Origin of the sequence: Macrococcus epidermidis (assembly GCF_003259695.1) — a bacterium.
Classification (GTDB): domain Bacteria; phylum Bacillota; class Bacilli; order Staphylococcales; family Staphylococcaceae; genus Macrococcoides; species Macrococcoides epidermidis.
The window spans coordinates 632,536-652,190 of sequence record NZ_PZJH01000001.1 but is presented as its reverse complement, the minus strand read 5'-3'; the positions used below and the strand labels follow the sequence as shown (position 1 = coordinate 652,190).

Genomic DNA, 19,655 nt, shown 5'->3' with positions numbered 1-19,655 from the left:
CACAATTATTTATGTTACGTTTCAATTATAGAAAATGTAAGCGCTATTGTAAACTGAATAAACCTAAAAAGAAACGTGTTTTCACTCAAATTTTTCAAAAATGAGTAAAAACACGTTTTAAGTAACGTTTAAATCAAAAATTGCGTGTTACCATCGATTTAATTGGTTCAAATGTTTTTCGGTGAATTGGTGTTATGCCATAAGTCACTAAACCTTCCAAATGTTTCTTCGTACCATAGCCTGCGTTATTTTCAAAATCATAACCTGGATAGGTTTCAGCTAATTCTACCATTAAACGATCACGGTATTCTTTTGCAATAACACTCGCTGCTGCAATTGAAATACTTGTGCTATCACCTTTTATGATGGACTCTTCTATTAATCCAGTCTGTAACTTCATCGCATCAATTAACAGCACATCAGGTGTTACAGGTAATCCTTCTATCGCACGCAACATCGCTATTTTTGTCGCCTCATAAATATTTATAGCGTCAATTTCTTCTACCGTCGCAATACCGATTGCATAAGTCACATTTTCCAGTAATTCTGCTTCCACTTTAGCACGATTTAATTTTGACATTTGCTTAGAATCATTTAGTCCGTAAAATGCATGATGCTCATTGAGTATAACAGCACATGCTACAACAGGTCCTGCTAACGGTCCACGCCCTACTTCATCAATACCGGCTATAACTTTCCCTGGATATTTATTTTCATATAAAAGCATCTCATTATATTGTTTAATTAATTGCTTCCCTTTTTCATAAATTTTGTGTTGCTGTGTTTTAATTTTTATAGCACCAGCTCTTGTCTCATTTTCAAAGAAAGCATCAAGTTCACTTTCAGGAATTGTTTGTATCATTGATTTTAACTGGGCGATATTATAGTCATTACTCTTCATCTTTATCCTCTAATAAATCAAGTGAATCAAACGTATATTTACCGATTTTCTCATTACGTATATCACGAATAATCAATTCAACAACACTTTCATAATCAATTTCATTACCACGTAATTTCATTCCACGAGACTTTCCGATAGCATCGAATACTTCAACATAGGGTGTACCCGCTTCAACCTTGATATTATAATGTTTATTCAGTGTTTGGAGATCATGTTGTTGTAAAAACTCAATCCCATATATCGCGACCTCATCTAAATGAACGATACTATCTTTAATAGCACCGGTTAAACTTAATTTTTTACCGACAAACTGATCTTCAAACTTCGGCCAGAGTATACCTGGCGTATCAAGTAATTCTAAACTAGTTCCTACCTTTATCCATTGCTGCTTTTTAGTAACACCCGGCATATTGCCCGTCTTAGCGATTGTTTTCTTTGCTAAACGGTTAATCAGCGTTGACTTACCAACATTGGGGATACCTACTATCATCGCACGTATTGCACGTGGTCTTAAACCTTTCGCTCTCATACGATCAAATTTTTCTTTCGTTACAATTTCTGCAGCTTTCGTCACTTGCGATAAATTTTTACCGTTCTTACTATCTATTAGCACAGGATAGAAACCCTTATCTTCAAAATAATGCATCCATTGACGCGTCTTATTAAGATCTGCCATATCCATCTTATTCAGTAATACTACACGTGGCTTATCTTTTATTACTTCATCAATCATCGGGTTACGAGATGAATACGGAATACGTGCATCTACAAGCTCAAATACTACATCTACCAGCTTTAATTGTTCGGTTACTTCTCTTCTTGCCTTGGCCATATGACCAGGAAACCATTGAATCGTCATCTATATTATATCTCCCTACTATATATTTAATGATTTAACACGTGAACTTTATTATAATGTCATTATAATATTATATACTATTTTGAAGATATATTTTAAAAAAGAGGCGTACATATGTTAATATCTTTGATTATTCCTATCTACAATGAAGAAAAAAATATTTATAAGCTAGCTGAAACGATTCAGCAAACGATGGATAAACATCATTATCACTATGAAGTAATGCTTGTTAACGACGGTTCAAAAGACCGTTCTTTACAGTTATTAAAAGAAATCGCAGCACAGCATCACAATTTTAAATATATATCTTTTTCAAGAAATTTCGGTAAGGAAGCAGCAATGTTTGCGGGTCTTAAAAATTGTTCAGGTGACTGTGCAATCATTTTAGATGCCGATCTTCAGCATCCTCCAGAATTTATTCCCGAAATGATTGCGGCATATCAAGAAGGATATGATCAGGTCGTTATGCGTAGAGACCGATCCGGAGAGCATCTTTTAAGAAAAATCCCTACTCAAATTTTTTATAAATTAATCAACAGTGCAGTTGACGTTAAATTAACAGATGGTGAAGGAGATTTTCGATTAATATCACGTGATGTGATTGACAGTATCATTTCTCTAGAAGAATATAATCGATTTTCTAAAGGTATTTTTGAATGGGTTGGTTATAACAAAAAAACGATACCATTTAAGAATATTCAGCGTGAATCAGGCCAATCATCATTTTCCAGTCTTAAACTTATCGATTATGCAATTGATGGCATTATCAGTTATAACAATAAGCCACTTAGAATCTGTTTTTATTTAGGAAGTATTACGATGGTGCTATGTTTATTATATATTTTAATGACTTTAATACAGATAATGACACACGGCATTGATGAACCAGGCTATTTCACGATTATTTCATCTGTATTGTTTTTAGGTGCTTTGCAGCTTTTTAGTTTAGGTATCATTGGAGAGTATATCGGCAGAATTTATTTTGAAACGAAGAAAAGACCACATTATATCATTAAGGATACGAATATTAAACGCAGTGCTGGTGAATCAGATGAAAATTAATCCATCATATCACCGATTTATCAAGTTCATTATTGTAGGTATCATCAATACTTTAAACTATTATGTGATATATCTTTTCTTTTTAAAAATAGTGCATGCCAACTATTTATTTAGTCACTTAACAGGATTTATCTGTTCGTTTATTATTTCGTTTTTCCTTAACTGCTACTTTGTCTATAAAGTTAAACCTACATGGCAAAAATTTATAGCATTTCCTTTAACACAGGCTGTCAATATGGGGATTCAGACAGCATTACTGTACATATTCGTTGACATTCTTTCTATCAATAAAGTCTGGGCACCTTTTCCTGCATTGATCTTTACAATTCCAATAACATATATCATTACAACTTATATTTTAACGAAGGAGCAAAAATGAATAACAAAAAATACTCACCACTATTGTTAACTGTAATTGCTTTATTATTAGCTATATTCGGTCATAGTTTTTACATCTACCGATTCTTTAAAGACGGGACTATTTTTACAGGCCCAAATGATGGACTGGAACAAATGTTACCGATGCAACTTTATCTTTATGACAAATTCATCTCCGGCGAATTCTTTTATAATTTAGACTTTGGTCTCGGCGGAGATTATTATACAGATTTAGCTTATTACTATTCTACATCGATTATTTTCTTTATTAATATGCTCGCTGTACGTTTTTTTGATTTATTTTTTAATTTTCAAATAGACACTGTTACTTTCTGGGCTAAAAATGCATTCTTTATTTCGATAGCTAAATCAACAGCTGGCATCTTAGCAAGTTACTATTATTTCAGAAAAATAAAAATGACACCACTGCCTGCATTATTGTCCGGTTTTCTATTCTTAACATCAGCAATATACTTTAGGTTTACATTATACTGGTCATTCTTTAGTGATGTTTTTATTTTCTTACCATTGTTATTACTTGGTATCGAGCGTTACATACAAGATGAGAAAAAAGGTATTTTTATCATCGCTACCGCATGTATTTTTATCAACAACTTCTATTTTGCATATTATCAGGTATTATTCGGATTAATCTATTTTATTCTAAGAAATATCTTCAAAAGTGAGTATGATACAGTTAAACGCGGCAAACAGTGGATTAATTTTGTGATCATGGCTGTGCTTGGATTAATGGTCAGCGCTTTTGCATTTTTTTACGGGGCAAAGAGTTTTCTGCAGAATGAACGTGCGCCATACAACGTAAAAATTCCATTATTCGATCCTTTCGATCAAAATGCAAATATATTTTATGATAATTATCTTGTCATTGTCCTATTTATTACTTTACAGGCATTGCTTACGTTTAAATTCTATAAAAATTATTTCTATCGCTTTTTTGCTATTTTGTCTATTGCTTTGATGTTACTTAGCTTCACACCTTTTATCGACTCGGTATTTAATGGTTTTAGTGCACCTCAAAAACGCTGGCATTATTTAATAACTTTCTTTACGAGTGGCTTAATTGGTTTCTATATAATGAAATTTAAAGAGATTTCAATCCAGAATTACTTATATTCTTTAATTCCGGGATTCGTTATTGTATTTATGAGTCATCATTATATAGATAAAGCTGTAACCTGGGTATGGCTGTTACCTGTTATCGCAATGATTGGATTAATTGTATTGATTGTAAAAGACGATGCAATCAAACAGACTTTTTACTATTTATTGATTGCAATGTTGATTATACTGAACTGGGATATCGTTCGCGTACATAATAAACTCGATAACTATAATCCAGGTATAGATGAGCGTGCAAAGATGAGTTATATCGAGTCTAGTGTTTATGACTCTCCACTGCAAAGACAAATTGTAGATGAACTAAAGAAAAAATTAAAGCCTGGGGAACGTATCGACTGGCGTGTATTAGAACAAGATAATACACCGATGTATCAAAACTTTAACGGGGTTTCATTATATTCAAGTATCTTTGATGGCTCACTTATCGATTTTTACTACAAACAATTAAAAATTAATATTAAAGAAGAGTCATTATCTCGATACTCTACATTTAATTCAAGAAGTAACTTAGAGTCTCTTATGAATATTCGATATTTAGTAAGAAAATCATATCAGACAGATATCCCTGAAAACTTTAAGTTAATTGCTGATAATGAAAAATATAAAATATATGAAAATACTAAAATGATTCCATTCGCTCGAATTACATCAAACGTAGTAAACAGCAAAGATTTAACAACTCCGATAGACAGAGAACATGCAATGATAGATGGTATCGTATCAGATCGTTTAGCAACGAATTATAAGATCAATCCAGCTAAAAATTTATTATCTGAAATGAAAGTCACACCTTCAGGTGCTGCTTGGATTGCTGATAATAAGACATTAAAAGTGAATCCGCCGAGCGGTGGATTAGTAATTGACATCCCAAAAACTTTATTAAAACAGTATAAAGATTTTTATGTAGATATGCATGTACAGTTACAATCACCTGTCACAAATCATCAGATCAATATCAATGGATATGCGAATAATCGACTGTTTCAAACGAGTAAATATCGTACGCATTATGACGATCTAATGTATAGCGTTAAATCACCGAAAAATGGAAAGATATTGATCGGTCTAACTGGCGGGACATATCAATTAACAATTAATGGTATTTACGGAGAAGACTATAAAACTTTATCTAAAGTGAATCAGTCAAACAATTATACGTTTACTGATAAAGGTAATAAAATGACTGTTCAGCTTAAATCATCAAAAGATGGCTACTTAACAGTACCTATCACATATCGTGATGGCATGCGCGCATATGTTGATGGTAAAAAAGTCAATGTCGAAAGAGCAAACTATATTATGAGCGCTGTGAAAGTCGATGAAAATACAAAAACAGTAGAATTTCGTTATACGCCACCATATTTTTATTTGATGGTCGCAATATCACTTTTAGGTATTATTCTTTCTGTGTTGTACACGAGAAATTCGAGTAGTGAAAGGAAGAAGATAAAATATGTTTTCTCAAAAAATAAAAAACAGGAACTGGTCTAACATAAAAATCTTAGGAGTGGCAAGTATATTGTCACTCCTTGCTCATAGTTTCGTCCTTTTCCGTTTATTTAAGGATGGCACCTTATTTACGGGTAAAGGTGATGGTATCGCACAAATGATTCCATTTCAAATGTATTTGTATGACAAATTCACACATTTACATTTCTTTTATGATATTGATTTTGGTATAGGCGGTGACTTTTTTAGAAGTCTTGCTTATTACTATTCAACTGCCCCACTTGCATATTTAAATTTCGCAATCGTGTGGCTTAGTAATATCGTCTTGCCAATAGATACGACTGACCCAGTATTTTGGGCAAAGAATCAATTCGTCATTTCTATCATAAAGCTTACGTTTATTATCTTCACGACGTATAAACTTTTACGCTATTTCAATTTAAATCAACTTTCAAGCTGGGCTGGTGCATTTATATATGGCTGGTCTACAGCATATTTCTTCTTTACATTTACGTGGAGTTTTTTTAGTGATGTGATGCTATGGTTGCCGTTAACTATCTTAGGCATTGAACGTTTCTTTCATGAAAGAAAAATCGGGTTATTTATTGTAGCGATTGCACTCACATTACATTCGAATTTTTACTTTAGCTATTATGAATTTATTTTTGTATTATTCTATTTTCTATATCGCATTATTTATCCAAAAGAGACTGACGTCGTTGAGCGTATACAAAAACTATTATTATTAGCTATAGCCTCAATACTCGGTCTTGGCATAGCGGCTGTAGGTATATTTACAGGAATATCAAGTTATTTGATGAATGATAGAACATTACCACCGATTCAGGTCAAGCCATTTATTGATATGGTAGGTTTCTATAATCTATTCTATGATGGCTATTACGTTGTTATTTGCTTTATCACCGTTCTGGCATTAATGTCATTTAAAATGTATCAATATTATTTGTATCGTCTGTTCGCGACTATTACGTTAATCTTTATGATTTGTTCATTAAGTCCATTATTCGACAGCTTTTTTAATGGCTTTTCAATCGACCAGCGCCGTTGGATTTATCTACTCGCATTTACGTCAGCTGTATTAATTGCGCATTATTTAAATCATTTAAAACACATTGATTTAAAGACTTTTCTAATTTCACTTATCCCGGTGTGTATCATCTATCCGGTATCAATGTATGGTCATGAAAAAGCATTGATGTGGTTATTATTTATTCCAATCATCTGTCTTATGATAGGTTTCTATATATACAATAAAAATAGGATGACATATCAATTATTACATGCAACCATCATTATTATGAATTTAATCTTTGTCTATGATTATGTGACGCAGCAGATGGATACGTTACATCCAGCAAAAGAACATAATATTGATTTCTTAAACTCTGAAAGCTTTAATTCAAAAACACAGCAACAAATGATTAATGACATTAAGAAAGACCAGTTGCCTGGCGAACGCATTGAATGGCAAACCTCGAGCACACATAATACACCAATGTATCAAAAATTCAATGGCATTAAATTATATTCATCAATCTTTGATCAGGACATTTTAAAGTTTTATGATAAAGAACTCAATATCACGATGCCAACAGATAGTAACTCTATCTATTATGGACTTGGAGAACGTGCAAATCTTTATAGTTTATTTAATGTCGATACTACAATTAGAAATACAGAAAGCAGTACGTTACCCTATGGTTTCTCAAAAGATAAAACATACGCTGAGCCAAATGGTACAAAGCAATATATTGTCTATAACAATGAAAATCAACTTCCATTTGTTCGCGTTACAAACAAAGTGTATAATGCACAGACATTAAACACGCCTATCGACCGTGAACATGCGATGTTAAATGGTGTAGTCCTTGATAGTAAAGGCAAAGCAACTATGCTACCTGCCAAAAACTTATTAGACCAAGCTCAAGTGACCTATAAAGATGCAACATTTGATGGTAATAAATTGATTGTTACTCAGGAAAATGGTGGTCCGAGAATACAATTACCTCAAGAAATCGTCGATCAATATAAAGATCTCTATGTCACTTTAAGCATAGAATCAAAAACATTTAAAGACTTTCATTATGTCTGGATCAACGAGATTTATCAATCACGTAAACCTCTTGATGATGACTATCGCCGATTTAATCCAACAATAACATTGAAAGTTAAGTCAAGTGCTTTATTAGAATTAAAACTTAAACCTGGTGAATATCATTACAAACTAAATGGCATCTATGGTGAGGATTATAAAACATTAGCACAAGCAACAAAACAAAAAAATAATCATCAGTTCACACAAGATAAAGATAAGATGATTATTAAACTTGGCAAGCATAACGGTGGTTACGCGGTCATTCCAGTACCTTATTTAAAAGGAATGAATGCAGAAGTAGATGGAAAGACGAGTGAAGTTCAAGAAGGTAACTATTTAATGACAGCTGTCCCGATTGAAAAAGAAACAAAGCAAATCATTATACGCTATACGCCTCCTTATTTTCACTTGATGCAATTTATCTCATTAATATCTATTATTTTAGCTATTCTGTTTGCTAAAGCAGTCTATCACCGTAAATTCTTACATCATAAACGAAATAATATTACTTATAAGGAAGAAGATAAACAGTTTGATCATCATTTAACAACTGAGATGTAAGGAGATGAAATAAGTGAATAACGAAGCAAATCAACACTCAAAAAATTTTTCAAAGAGCATTATTTCAAATTGGTTCTACTACTTTTTAAGTGCATATACTATGTATGCACTTTTCACTCTTTTTACTATTGATTCCAACAATTTATATTTTCATCTGGCACGTCCATATGAGTTCTCAATGGTTTGTCTTTCAGTTTTAGCCCTTGCATTTGGATGTTATTTTATGAATCGTTTCATACCTATCTCTCCATTTGAATTAGCAAGTATATGTTTAAGTGTTTATATGATAAGTGTTTGTTTAAAAGCACCGAGTCCTTTAATCATTGTCGGTTTTCTAGTGATTAGTATCATGATATTTACAAAACTATTATTTGAAAAAAGCATGTTTGCAATATTTATCGGCATTTCATTTATTATTATTATGATTAAAGGCATATTTTTACATGATGTAAATGGTGAAGCTTTACAAAAGTTCAACTATGCTATCACAGAAAAAGAACTTGCTTTAAAAAAAGGTCTGTTAATCGGACTGTATCTGTCAATTTTTACGGCTGGTATACTTTTAATTTTGCAACGTACTCAATTTTTAAATAAACTAAATAATAAAATAAAAATAGAAGCTGCTTTAAAGATATTTGTCATCGTTATGCTTATACTCATTACAAGTTACACATCGATAATTATGATTGGTAAAGAGCTCGTTATGGGTTTTGCAACATATGACAAAGGTTTGTTTACACAAATGTTTGAAAGTATGCGTCAAGGAAGAGGCCCGATGACTTCGCTCGAAAGAGATCAATGGATGTCTCATTTTCATGTGCATATCTCACCAATATTTTATTTAATGCTTCCTTTCTATATACTTTGGCCGAAACCTGAAACGCTGGAATTATTACAGGTGCTTGTTACAATGAGCGGCATTATTCCACTTTACTTTATACTGAAACATTTCCAGTTCAACAAAGTGATACAATCATTATTTTTATTACTATTTATTGTTACACCAACACTTTCAAGTTCTCATTTATACGGCTTACATGAGAACTGTTTTCTTACACCACTCTTGTTATGGCTTATACTGGAAAATTTAAAAGGCTGGACGTATCGTCTGATTATTATTTTAGGATTCACATTACTGATTAAAGAAGATATTATGATCTATATTATTGCGATTGGATTGTATTTTACTTTTCAAAAACAATTCGATATGTCGTCAAAACGTACGTTATTTACAGTGTTAACTCAAATCATTGTGCCAATAGGATACTTTGCTATATGTATGTACTATTTAAATACATTTGGTGACGGTTCAATGACAACGCGGTTCACAAACTTTATGTTGCCAGGTCAAACGGGTCTAAAGGATGTAATTATCAACATATTCACGAATCCAACCTATTTCTTTAGTGCGCTATTTACGTTTAATAAAATCAAATACATCGTTACTTTGCTTTCAATGTATGTATTATTACCACTAATACAGAAACATTGGATCAGTTATATTCTCCTGCTTCCAATGCTGGTCATTAATCTATTAAGTGATTTCCCGTATCAGGCTGACTTCGGCTTTCAGTACCATTATGGAAGTACAGCATTGTTATTGTTTATGACAATACTTGCAGTTAATACATTAGCCAAAAATAGAGATTCAATCAACGAACAGCATGAAAAACAACAATTTGTCTTAATGACAAACGGTCATCGCAAAATCATATTATTATTAACATGTGCATGCATTATGTCAGCGTCGATATTCTTTACATTAATGCATCCATCAACTTACGGTATTAAAGCATATGCTAAACAAAGTACGTATTTTAAAGAAAAAAAGCAAACGTTAAAATCACTGCCACAAAATAAAAAAATATTGGCCTATGGCTTTTATACGACGCAACTTGCTCAAAACAAATATTTATATGATCTTGATTATCATAATGATAAGAAAATAGATACAAATATTGAATATGTCGTTGTACCTAGAGCATTATCAACTGATGGCTCTGCGCAGTCACAGTTAATCGCACAATATATGAAGCATGGTTATAAAGAATACCATTTATCAACACCAGAGATTCTAATATTAAAAAGATAACAAAAAATGCGTGAGTCAAATACGAAATACACCCCTAAAGTTGAACATTAGCAATCAACTTTAGGGGTGTTTATTTTTGAATAATAAAAGCCACTTCATTTCTGAAGTGACTCAAATTATTGCTTCTATTAACGAATTTCTTTAATACGAGCAGCTTTACCACGAAGGCTACGTAAGTAATAAAGTTTCGCACGACGTACTTTACCACGACGTAATACTTCAATTTTCTCGATTTTAGGTGTGTGTACAGGGAATGTACGCTCAACACCAACACCGTAAGAAATCTTACGAACCGTGAAAGTTTCAGAAATTCCGCCACCGCGACGTTTAATGACAACACCTTCGAAAACCTGGATACGTTCGCGAGATCCCTCAACGATACGTACGTGTACTTTTAAAGTATCACCAGGACGGAATGATGGTAAGTCTGTACGCAATTGGTCTTTTGTAATTGCATCGATTAATACATTATTTGACATATTATTCTTCTCCTTCTACCTATGTTCTTAAGGCTCAGCTCAGCGGATCATAGTGATTTATGTGTTTTTCACACTTTTATAATTATACTAGGTTACATAATACAAGTCAATATATTTTTTATATTATCCTACTTATTATCTTTCAATTCTTTTAATATTTTTAAATCTTGCTCGGTTAAAGGATAAGTTTCTAACAAATCTGGACGACGTTCAAACGTTCTTTTTAAAGATGCTTTATGACGCCATTCTGCAATGCGTTTATGATCGCCGCTCATTAATACGTCTGGCACCTTTAACCCTTGAAATTCTGCCGGTCTTGTATATTGAGGATGCTCCAGTAGACCGCTTGAAAATGAGTCATCTTCATGAGATACTTCATTACCCAATACTTCCGGTATTAACCGAACAATCGCATCTGTCATTGTTATCGCTGCATATTCTCCACCTGTTAATACAAAGTCTCCTAAAGAAATTTCATCTGTTACGAGTTCTGTTCGAATACGCTCATCATATCCTTCATAATGACCACAAATAAATACAAGATGGTCTGCATGTGCTAATTCCTCTGCTTTAGCCTGATCAAAACGTTTTCCTTGTGGACACATTAATATGACACGTGTCTTATCAGTTTTGTCAAGATGATCCATCGCATTGAAGATTGGTTCTGGTTTTAACACCATCCCTTGCCCTCCACCATATGGATAATCATCAACTTGATGATGTTTATTGTTTGAATAATCTCTAAAGTTAACAGTATTGAATTGAATGATGCCCTTATCCTGTGAACGTTTCATAATGGAATGATTTAATATATCAAACATTTCTGGAAAAAGTGTTAAATAATCAATTCTCACGATAAGAGACCTTCCATCGCTTCTATTGTAATACGTTTATTTTCAATATCAATTTCTTTTACGACATCTTCAATATATGGAATAAGATGTTCTTTTTCTCCACGAATTACCCAAACATCATTTGCACCTGTTTCAAAAATATCTGTCACTTTACCGATTGATACACCATCATTAAAAACTTCACACCCAATGATATCGCTATAATAATATTCATTTTCTTCTAAAGGAAGTGATGCAGTATCTACATCCTGATAAACATCAAGACCTTTATATTGTTCAACGTCATTAATATTATTAATGCCAACGAATGCGACCATATGAAAGTTCTTATGCACACGATACGACTTAATTGTAAGTTCTACTGTTTCATCTTTAAAAGGAATCAATAATACTTTACCGGGCTGAAACCGTTCTTCAGCAAAATCAGATGCTGATAATATTTTAACCTCACCTTTAACACCATGCATATTTACAATCTTTCCAACATTTACATTCATTAAGAATACCTCCACTCATCCTCATAAAAAAAGAGTACCAAAAATGGCACTCTTAATCAATTTCTACAAACACTTTCTTACTTGACTCGTTATTAGACCCTGAAACGACCGTTCGAATCGCTTTCGCAATACGTCCATGTTTACCTATTACTTTTCCAACATCATCTGAATGTAGAATTAAATGATAGGTAATACTCGTTGCATGTTCTTCTTTTTCAATCTTAATATCTTGCGGATGATCGACGAGTGGTTCAATAATCGTTTGTAATAATTTTTCCATCGGAATTACTTCGCGATTTTTTGGTTATGGAATTTTTCCATGATACCTTGTCCAGACAAGATATTACGTACTGTATCAGTAGGTTTAGCACCTTCTGCTAACCATTTTAAAGCTAACTCTTCATTAACTTTAATTTCAGCTTCTGGTTTAGCAACTGGATTATAAGTTCCGATTGCTTCGATGATACGTCCGTCACGAGGTGCACGAGCGTCTGCTACTACGATACGATAGAATGGGTTTCTTTTTGATCCCATACGAGTTAAACGAATTTTTACTGCCATAATTAAATCTCTCCATTTCATAACTTTCTACAAGAATTAATGATAACAGACTCCCTCCAACCTGTAAAGTATTTTTTCTTTACAAAATTATATTTTTTTATCTAAATTCAAAAAAGAATGAAACAGATAACGTTTCATTCCTTTTTTGATTAAAATGGTAAATTCATACCTGCAAATGGATTTTTGCCTTTTTTACCTTTTTTCATTCCGCTAAACTGCTTCATCATTTTCTTCATCTCATCAAATTGTTTAATCAGTTTGTTTACTTCCGATAAACTGCGTCCTGAGCCTTTAGCGATACGTTTTTTACGACTCACATTGATGATTGCCGGATTTTCACGCTCTTCTTTTGTCATGCTTCGAATAATCGCCTGAATATGATCGATTTGCTTTGGATTCATATTCAGCTGATTAACTTGCTTCATCTTATTTGCACCTGGTATCATTTTAAGCAGATCATCTAAAGGTCCAAGTGCTTTCACTTGCTCCAGCTGATCGAGAAAATCATCAAAAGTAAATGATGACGTACGCATCTTTTGTTCTAATTCTTTTGCTTTCGATTCATCAACCTGAGATTGAGCCTTTTCGATTAAGCTTAATACATCACCCATACCTAAAATACGTGATGCCATACGTTCAGGATGGAAAGGTTCTAAGCCGTCCATCTTCTCACTCATACCAACAAACTTAATAGGTTTTTGTGTAACACTTCTAATAGAAAGCGCCGCACCACCACGTGTATCTCCATCAAGTTTAGTTAAGGTAACACCCGTAACATCTAATTGCCCATCAAAACTTTCAGCAACATTTACTGCATCCTGACCGGTCATAGAATCTACAACGAGCATTATTTCATCAGGTTTCGCTACTTCTTTAACATCTACAAGTTCCTGCATCAGCTTTTCATCAATATGCAGTCGACCTGCAGTATCAATAATCACAAAATCAAGATGTTCCTCTTTTGCATGTTGTAATGCGCGTTCTGTAATTTCAGCAGGAGATACTTGATCACCTAAAGTAAATACAGGTATATCGATTTGCTTACCTACTGTTTGTAACTGCTGGATTGCTGCTGGTCTATAAATATCACAGGCAACAAGTAAAGGTTTTTTATTATATTTCTTTCTCATTAATAGTGCAAGTTTCCCTGCAGTTGTCGTTTTACCTGCCCCCTGCAAACCGACCATCATAACTACTGTCGGTGGTTTCTTACTCATATTAATCTGAGTGTTTTCTCCACCCATCAATGTTGTTAATTCATCCTGTACAATCTTAATGACTTGTTGTCCAGGTGTTAAAGAACTCATAACATCTGAACCTAACGCACGTTCAGAAACAGTTGCAACGAACTGCTTTACAACTTTAAAGTTAACGTCTGCCTCAAGCAATGCTAAACGTACTTCACGCATCATCACTTTTATATCCGCTTCAGTAACTTTACCTTTTCCTTTAATTTTCTGCATTGTAGCCTGGAGTCGATCTGATAATCCTTCAAAAGCCATACAATGACCCCCCTCATTCTATTTTCTGTAATGCTTCAATATATTGATTAATCTTATCTTTGTTAATTGTTGCCTTTGCTAATTCAGTATGAATGCTATTAATTAATTGTTGTCTTTGTTCAAATTTTTCATATAAGCCTAGACGCGTCTCATAATCTTCTAATAATTCGTCAGTACGTCTAATATTATCATAAACAGCCTGACGTGACACATTAAAAGTTTCTGCAATTTCAGAAAGTGATTCATCCAGTAAGTAATAACGCTCCAAATAATTACGCTGTTTATCTGTTAATAATGACTGATAAAAATCAAACAAATAATTCATGCGCATCGTTTTAACTAAATCACTACTCATCTCGAGCATCCTTTAAAACTTCTGCTGCTTTGTTTTCTTCATCTGTAGATTGTTCAATCATATCAGCAAATAATCCGTATACATAACTTTCTGCATCAAAAGGTTGCAGGTCATCCAGCTTTTCTCCTAATCCGACAAACTTAACAGGAATGTGTAATTCATTACGTATAGCAAGTACGATACCACCTTTTGCAGTACCATCTAATTTAGTCAATACGATACCTGACACATCTGTTACTTCTTTAAAAGCTTTCGCTTGAACTAAAGCATTTTGTCCGGTCGTCGCATCAAGTGCTAATAATACTTCATGTGGTGCACCTGGTACTGCTTTTGATAATACTTTCTTTACTTTTTCAAGCTCTGTCATTAAGTTCGCTTTATTTTGCAAACGACCTGCCGTATCACAAATTAAAATGTCTGCACCGCGGTTCTTCGCAGCATTTACAGCATCATACATAACAGCTGCTGGATCTGATCCTTCTTTCTGTTTAATGACTTCGACACCAACACGGTCTCCCCATACTTGTAATTGTTCAATGGCACCGGCACGGAAAGTGTCTCCTGCTGCAAGCATTACTTGCTTACCTTGCGCTTTATAGCGGTGCGCGAGCTTACCGATTGTTGTCGTTTTACCAACACCGTTTACCCCAACCATTAAAATAACAGTTAACTCGCCTTCCTGAATATTCATCTTTTGAAGTTCATCGTCTTCCTGCTCGTAAATTTCTACAATTTTTTCAACAATAACTTCACGTAAATCTGCAGTTTCAGTGATATTCTGGCGTTTTGCTTCCATACGTAATGATTCTACAAGTTCCATCACTGTATTAAATCCAACGTCCGCCTGAATTAACATTTCTTCCAATGCCTCGAAGAAATCTTCATCTACAGTACGATACATCGCTAATAAATCATTTAATTTATTCTGGAAGTTTTCACGAGATTTCTCTAAACCTTCTCGGAATTTCGCACCAAGTTGTTGTGATTCCCATTCTTCGAACTCTTCTATAGAGATTAAATCATCATCTTCAAAGTCAAATTCCCAACCAGTAGATTGTTTCTTAGGTGCTGACTTTGTTTCTTGCTGTGGCTGTTCAAATACATCTACCGGTTTATGATCGTACGTTTTCGTTTGACTCTCGCTTTGGGGATCGATATCCTGCGTTCCAATATCATCTAATGGTTGCAGGTCATCTTGTAAATTTTTCGGTTCCTCTTTTGCGACGAATCTATCTTTAAGTTTCTTAAAAAAACTCATTATTTAGTCAGCTCCTTTAGTTTTTTATCATCTAAATCTTTTAAATTCACGCTAACAAGTTGTGTTATTCCAGAGTTTTGCATCGTAACACCATATAAACGATCACTTTTTTCCATCGTACCTTTTCGATGCGTAATTACGATAAACTGCGTATCTTGTGTTAAAGTATTCAGAAAATCAGCAAATCGATTAACATTTGCTTCATCAAGTGCCGCTTCTACTTCATCTAGTATAACAAATGGCGCGCTTCTTGCCTGTAAAATTGAGAATAATAATACAATCGCAGTCAGCGCTCGTTCCCCACCTGATAAAAGACTTAAATTTTGACGACGTTTCCCTGGCGGCTCAACAAATATGTCAATACCCGCAGTGAGTACATCTTCACTTGTAAGTTGTAATAATCCCGTACCTCCACCAAACAACTGTTTGAATATACGTTCAAAGGCACGAGATACAGTTTCAAACGTCTCCATAAAACGAACAGAAACTGTCTCATCCATTTCATGAATAATTGATTCTAAATTTGCTTTCGCTTCTAATAAGTCCGCTTCCTGGTTTGTTAAAAATTCATAACGTTCACCGACTGCCTTATATTGCTCTATCGCATTTAAATTAACATTACCTAGTTCTTCGATAGAAATCTTCGTTAAACGTACACGCTTACGTAGATGTTCTAAATCTGTCTGGAAGACATCCTCTACACCAAGTGTTTCCCAAACATAATCTTTTGCTGATTCAAATGTCATCTGATATTGCTCAAGTAAATGATTAATCAGGTTGTCCAGTAGAACATTTAATCTGGAATGCTTTCCTTTTAATTCACCTACTCCATTCTCAATACCACTAATCTGACGCAATAATTCATTATATTCTTTATCCATATTATCAATGGATGATGCAAGTTCAGATAAATTTTCATCTTCAGTTTGCATACGCGACTCAATTGCTAATTTTTCTTCAGATAATGTTCTTAATGTTTCTTCTTTAGCAATAATCTCCTGCTCAACAGCTGCTACATTTATTTGATTTGCATCCAGATGAAGCGCATCTATTTCAGCTTGTACATCTTTGATTTGAGCTATACGTTCATTTAATATATCAGTTTGATGCGTAATCTTTGTTGTTAATACTGCAAGTTCATTTTTCAAATCATTAATATTATCATTTAATTTTTTTTCAATCGACTTCTTGTCGCTCGCATTATTATTAAAATTTTGAATACGTGCATTTAAATTAACCAGTTCTAATTCGATTGCATTTATCGTTTCGCGATGCACTTTAATAAGCCGTTGTCTAGAAGCAATGTATTCAGACTCTTTCATTAATGATTCCACTTCTTCATGCATCACTTTTAGTCGGCGTTCTTTTGCAGTAGCTTCTTCTAATGACAATTTCAGTTGATGCACATCATCACGCAATGTTTCGCCATCAATACGCAACTGGTTCACTTTCATTTCTTCAGTTGTTATCATTTCTGATAAAGTATCAACCTGCTTTTTAAGTTGCTCTGTAGATGCTCTAAATTCTGCAAGTTGATTTGTTATCACTTGTAAATCATTTCGTGCTGTTAAAGCTTGCGTCGGTTTATTTTTACTTCCTCCAGACATTGATCCGCCTGGATTAACAATATCCCCATCTAATGTTACGATACGATATTTAAACCCGATGGCTCTGGCGATTTCATTAGCATGCTTCAAAGTATCACAAACAAGTACATTTCCTGATACATTATCAATAATTGATTGATATGTTTGCTCTGTGTGAATCAGTTCATTCAGAGTATTAATAAAACCTGGCATATTGTTTACGATTTGACGGACTTCGTGTGTGATTGATCTCGGTTTAATCACTGAGAGCGGTAAAAATGTTGCTCTGCCATACTTTTTATCGCGTAAAAATTGAATTGCTGTACGTCCCGCCTGTTCATCATCTACGATAATATGTTGTAAGCTAGCACTAAGTGCACTATCTAACGCATCATTATATTGTGCATCTATTTCAATGACATCTAATACAGTAGTGTGGATACCATTTAATTGATCTTTATGCTTCAACAATATACGTACGCCTTGATAATAGCCTTGATACTCTTCCTGCATTAACGTTAAACGTTCTCTTTTACGCTCTAAATCTTCAATATAACGGCGTGCTTGTGAATATTTTTCGCGCACGGTATTATATTCTGCTTTCCTGGATTCTATATTAGAAAGAGCCTGTTTATATTCTTCTCGCAATTTATCAAGGTCATTTGTCTTGGATGTAATTGTATTGTTCAAATGTCCTATTGTTTGCTGAATTGCTTCAAAGTCTTGTTCTACATTATTATTGACAGTTTGTTGTTTCGATTGTTTCTGATTAAATTGCTCGACTTCTTTTTCAATAAGTTTTATTTCATTCGACAGTGCAGTTTGCTCGCTTAACTTTTCATAATAGCTATCACGTGTTTCATCAATCAACGTTTCGTTATCTAAATCTAGTTCTGTTAATTCCTTTTGTTGCGCTTTTAATTGACGATCTAACGCTTTCTTATTCACCGATAAAGTTTGAATCTTCGTCTCAATTTCTTCTTTTCGTGCTAATTCATTTGTTAACTGTTCATTATATTTTTTTAAACGTTCGTTTCGTTTCGCTGAAGATTCATTCTGGTTGGTTAAACGTTCTTTTAGAACGTTTACCTGACCGATATATCGTTCAATTTGTTCAGTCGTTGAGAGAAGTGATTGATTCAAAGTATGAATGCTTTCCTGAAGTGCTTTTCTTTGTGATTTATGATGTGATAACCTTTCATTAATACGCTCACTTTTTTCTTTTTTAAACTGAATCAAACCATTAAATTCATTGATTTCATCTTCATATTTCGTAAAGTCTTGTCGCGTCGTTTCAATATCAGCAATTGTCACTTGTATATCTGCATCTTTCATTTCTTCAGAAAGTGCTAAGTATTCTTCAGCGATACTGGCTTCAATCTTTAAAGGTTCCACTCTATCTTTTAGGTCGTAGATGATATCATGCACACGCAATAAATTATTATTCGTATCTTCGAGTTTGGATTCTGTTTCTTTTTTGCGTTTTTTATACTTTAATACACCAGCCGCTTCTTCAATTAATTGTCTGCGTTCTTCTGGTTTTGCGTTTAATACTTGATCGACTTTCCCTTGTGAGATCATGCTGAATGCATCTCGTCCTAATCCACTATCCAAAAATAATTCCGTCACATCTTTTAAACGGCTTTTTTGTTTATTTAATAAGTATTCACTGTCACCATTACGATATAATTTACGCGTTACTTCTACAATATCAGCATCTATGTTTAACATGCGTTTGTGATTATCCATTGTAAGTGTAACTTCAGCATAATTTTGTGGCTTTCTATCCTGTGCACCCGAGAATATTACATCTTCCATCTTCGCACCACGTAAACTCTTAGCTGATTGTTCACCTAACACCCATTTAATTGCATCAGTAATGTTACTTTTTCCTGAACCGTTTGGTCCAACTATTGCTGTTACACCCGAATCGAAATTAGCAGTTGTCTTATCTGCAAATGATTTAAAGCCATATGCAGAGACTTGTTTCAAATAAACCATA

At 33.7% G+C, this 19,655-nt stretch carries 16 protein-coding genes; 5 read left to right on the top strand and 11 right to left on the bottom strand.

The genetic code is table 11. The annotated features are described in order from the left end of the window. Positions 1 to 133 precede the first annotated feature (133 nt). Together BHU61_RS03435 and ylqF are read right to left on the bottom strand one after the other, a co-directional pair. Positions 134 to 901: a ribonuclease HII gene (locus tag BHU61_RS03435; RefSeq protein WP_111714629.1), complete on the bottom strand. Its 768-nt coding sequence runs from the start codon at positions 899 to 901 to the stop codon at positions 134 to 136. Beyond that, positions 891 to 1,763 (bottom strand): ribosome biogenesis GTPase YlqF, encoded by an 873-nt coding sequence (ylqF, locus tag BHU61_RS03430; RefSeq protein ID WP_111714628.1) that lies wholly within the window; start codon positions 1,761 to 1,763, stop codon positions 891 to 893. The genes BHU61_RS03435 and ylqF overlap by 11 nt, the downstream gene beginning before the upstream one ends. A gap of 114 nt (positions 1,764 to 1,877) precedes the next feature. Here ylqF and BHU61_RS03425 point away from each other — a divergent pair, with 114 nt between their 5' ends. The 5 genes from BHU61_RS03425 (at position 1,878) to BHU61_RS03405 (ending at position 10,561) form a co-directional block, all read left to right on the top strand. Beyond that, positions 1,878 to 2,825: a glycosyltransferase family 2 protein gene (locus BHU61_RS03425; protein WP_111714626.1), complete on the top strand. Its 948-nt coding sequence runs from the start codon at positions 1,878 to 1,880 to the stop codon at positions 2,823 to 2,825. After that, entirely contained in the window at positions 2,815 to 3,204 is a 390-nt protein-coding gene (locus BHU61_RS03420; RefSeq protein WP_111714624.1) for a GtrA family protein, read from the top strand. Before BHU61_RS03425 ends, BHU61_RS03420 begins: the two co-directional genes overlap by 11 nt. Next, positions 3,201 to 5,834 carry a YfhO family protein gene (locus BHU61_RS03415; protein ID WP_111714623.1) on the top strand — a complete coding sequence of 878 codons (2,634 nt, stop codon included), beginning with the start codon at positions 3,201 to 3,203 and terminating at the stop codon, positions 5,832 to 5,834. Before BHU61_RS03420 ends, BHU61_RS03415 begins: the two co-directional genes overlap by 4 nt. A 28-nt stretch (positions 5,835 to 5,862) precedes the next feature. Then, on the top strand, positions 5,863 to 8,469 hold the full coding sequence (locus BHU61_RS03410; protein WP_170122440.1) for a YfhO family protein: 2,607 nt from the start codon (positions 5,863 to 5,865) through the stop codon (positions 8,467 to 8,469). A gap of 223 nt (positions 8,470 to 8,692) precedes the next feature. Further along, positions 8,693 to 10,561 carry a DUF2079 domain-containing protein gene (locus BHU61_RS03405; protein ID WP_170122439.1) on the top strand — a complete coding sequence of 623 codons (1,869 nt, stop codon included), beginning with the start codon at positions 8,693 to 8,695 and terminating at the stop codon, positions 10,559 to 10,561. A gap of 128 nt (positions 10,562 to 10,689) precedes the next feature. Here the strand turns inward: BHU61_RS03405 and rplS are convergent, their stop codons facing one another. The 9 genes from rplS to smc all read right to left on the bottom strand — a co-directional run bounded on the left by rplS (position 10,690) and on the right by smc (position 19,654). Next, entirely contained in the window at positions 10,690 to 11,040 is a 351-nt protein-coding gene (rplS, locus tag BHU61_RS03400) for a 50S ribosomal protein L19 (RefSeq protein WP_096076732.1), read from the bottom strand. 128 nt (positions 11,041 to 11,168) lie between these two features. Further along, positions 11,169 to 11,894 carry a tRNA (guanosine(37)-N1)-methyltransferase TrmD gene (gene trmD, locus BHU61_RS03395; protein WP_111714619.1) on the bottom strand — a complete coding sequence of 242 codons (726 nt, stop codon included), beginning with the start codon at positions 11,892 to 11,894 and terminating at the stop codon, positions 11,169 to 11,171. After that, complete coding sequence (rimM, locus tag BHU61_RS03390; RefSeq protein WP_111714618.1) at positions 11,891 to 12,391, bottom strand: ribosome maturation factor RimM; 501 nt, start codon at positions 12,389 to 12,391, stop codon at positions 11,891 to 11,893. The genes trmD and rimM overlap by 4 nt, the downstream gene beginning before the upstream one ends. Before the next feature lie 52 nt (positions 12,392 to 12,443). Further along, positions 12,444 to 12,671: a KH domain-containing protein gene (locus tag BHU61_RS03385; protein ID WP_096076735.1), complete on the bottom strand. Its 228-nt coding sequence runs from the start codon at positions 12,669 to 12,671 to the stop codon at positions 12,444 to 12,446. Positions 12,672 to 12,676: 5 nt separating this feature from the next. Further along, complete coding sequence (gene rpsP, locus BHU61_RS03380) at positions 12,677 to 12,952, bottom strand: 30S ribosomal protein S16 (protein WP_099577672.1); 276 nt, start codon at positions 12,950 to 12,952, stop codon at positions 12,677 to 12,679. A gap of 149 nt (positions 12,953 to 13,101) precedes the next feature. Further along, positions 13,102 to 14,454 carry a signal recognition particle protein gene (gene ffh, locus BHU61_RS03375; RefSeq protein ID WP_111714617.1) on the bottom strand — a complete coding sequence of 451 codons (1,353 nt, stop codon included), beginning with the start codon at positions 14,452 to 14,454 and terminating at the stop codon, positions 13,102 to 13,104. Between the two features lie 13 nt (positions 14,455 to 14,467). Next, positions 14,468 to 14,809 carry a putative DNA-binding protein gene (locus tag BHU61_RS03370; RefSeq protein WP_111714616.1) on the bottom strand — a complete coding sequence of 114 codons (342 nt, stop codon included), beginning with the start codon at positions 14,807 to 14,809 and terminating at the stop codon, positions 14,468 to 14,470. Next, positions 14,802 to 16,067: a signal recognition particle-docking protein FtsY gene (gene ftsY / locus BHU61_RS03365; RefSeq protein ID WP_111714615.1), complete on the bottom strand. Its 1,266-nt coding sequence runs from the start codon at positions 16,065 to 16,067 to the stop codon at positions 14,802 to 14,804. The genes BHU61_RS03370 and ftsY overlap by 8 nt, the downstream gene beginning before the upstream one ends. Next, on the bottom strand, positions 16,067 to 19,654 hold the full coding sequence (gene smc, locus BHU61_RS03360; RefSeq protein ID WP_111714614.1) for a chromosome segregation protein SMC: 3,588 nt from the start codon (positions 19,652 to 19,654) through the stop codon (positions 16,067 to 16,069). The genes ftsY and smc overlap by 1 nt, the downstream gene beginning before the upstream one ends. Between the last annotated feature and the right edge of the window lies 1 nt (position 19,655).